The sequence below is a fragment of the Streptomyces sp. NPDC101166 genome (assembly GCF_044768125.1).
Lineage (GTDB): Bacteria > Actinomycetota > Actinomycetes > Streptomycetales > Streptomycetaceae > Streptomyces.
Genome location: NZ_JBIWPF010000347.1, coordinates 1 through 1,054, shown reverse-complemented (window position 1 = coordinate 1,054; position 1,054 = coordinate 1). Strand labels below are relative to the sequence as shown.

The 1,054-nt window shown below is 66.3% G+C and carries 1 protein-coding gene; it reads right to left on the bottom strand.

Annotated elements, in window-relative coordinates; genetic code table 11:
* The coding region (locus tag ACIRS4_RS39010) for a hypothetical protein (protein ID WP_404205142.1) at positions 1-1,054 on the bottom strand (1,054 nt) is incomplete at both ends.

The following is a 1,054-nucleotide window of genomic DNA, read 5'->3' as shown; positions in this document are numbered from 1 at the left end:
GTCGCCTCGTGTGGCGAATTCTCGTTGAGCGCACCGTTATTGGTCGCCGAAGGATGAACTTGCTTGTCCGTGACCGCCAACGGCGATCCATCGGCCTTCGGGCTGGTGACTCCGAGCTTGTCCGGGCTCCCCTTCCATGGCGACTTGCCCTCATGAGCCACGCCGGGCAAGGTGCCGCCCGCGATGCCCGCGGTCACGACCCGCGGATCGAAATGCCAGTTGTGCGTGACGCCGCCACTCACGGCCCAGCCCGCGAGCCCGGCCACCCCGCCGGCGATTCCGCCGCCGAGCAGATTGGAGGCCTTCTCCGCGGTGATCTTCTTGATGGGCGCTTTGGCGATCTGGTTGACCATCGCCTGCGGAAGCCATCTACCGATGGGAGCCGCGACCAGCCCACCGGCCGCACCGCCGCCGGCCGAGAGCAGCAGCTGCTGCGTATTGATCTCGCTCCGTCGACCGAATTCGTGCTGATAGGCCTGAATTGCGCCGTCCTGCAAGGCGCCCAGCGCACCGCCGATGATCGTCTGCCGCAATGCGAACCGCATCAGCGAGATCTGGGTGGCCTTGAGCCCCTCCTTGCCGAGGAAATTGATGGCCCGCCGTGTCAGGATGCGCACCGCGATCCGACCGATGCCGATCGCCGCGCCCTCCGCCATCGGCGCTGTCGGCGGGAACAGCCAGGCCGCGGCGATATCGGCGGCCAGGGTGATCAGCGTCGTATAGAACATGAGCTTCGTGTATTCGAGCTCGGTTCCGGTGTTCTCCGCGGTGCCGGCGATGGTCTCGAACCATTCGGCGAGTTTGTCGATCGACTGGTCGCCGACGCGCATGGTCCGCAATTGCTCGATGATCTTGTCGCCGCCGTCGCCGGTCGGATACGCCCTGCGGACCGCCGCGATGGCCTCGTCGATGTCGGCGTCGATCGAGCGCAGATCCTTGGCGCTGGACTTCCAGTCGTCGGCGATTCCCCACATGGAATCCTCGTTGCCGTCGGGCCATTTCATGCCGACCAGCCACCCGAGCGTCCCCGCGAGCGGCGGCTCCCAGATCATCG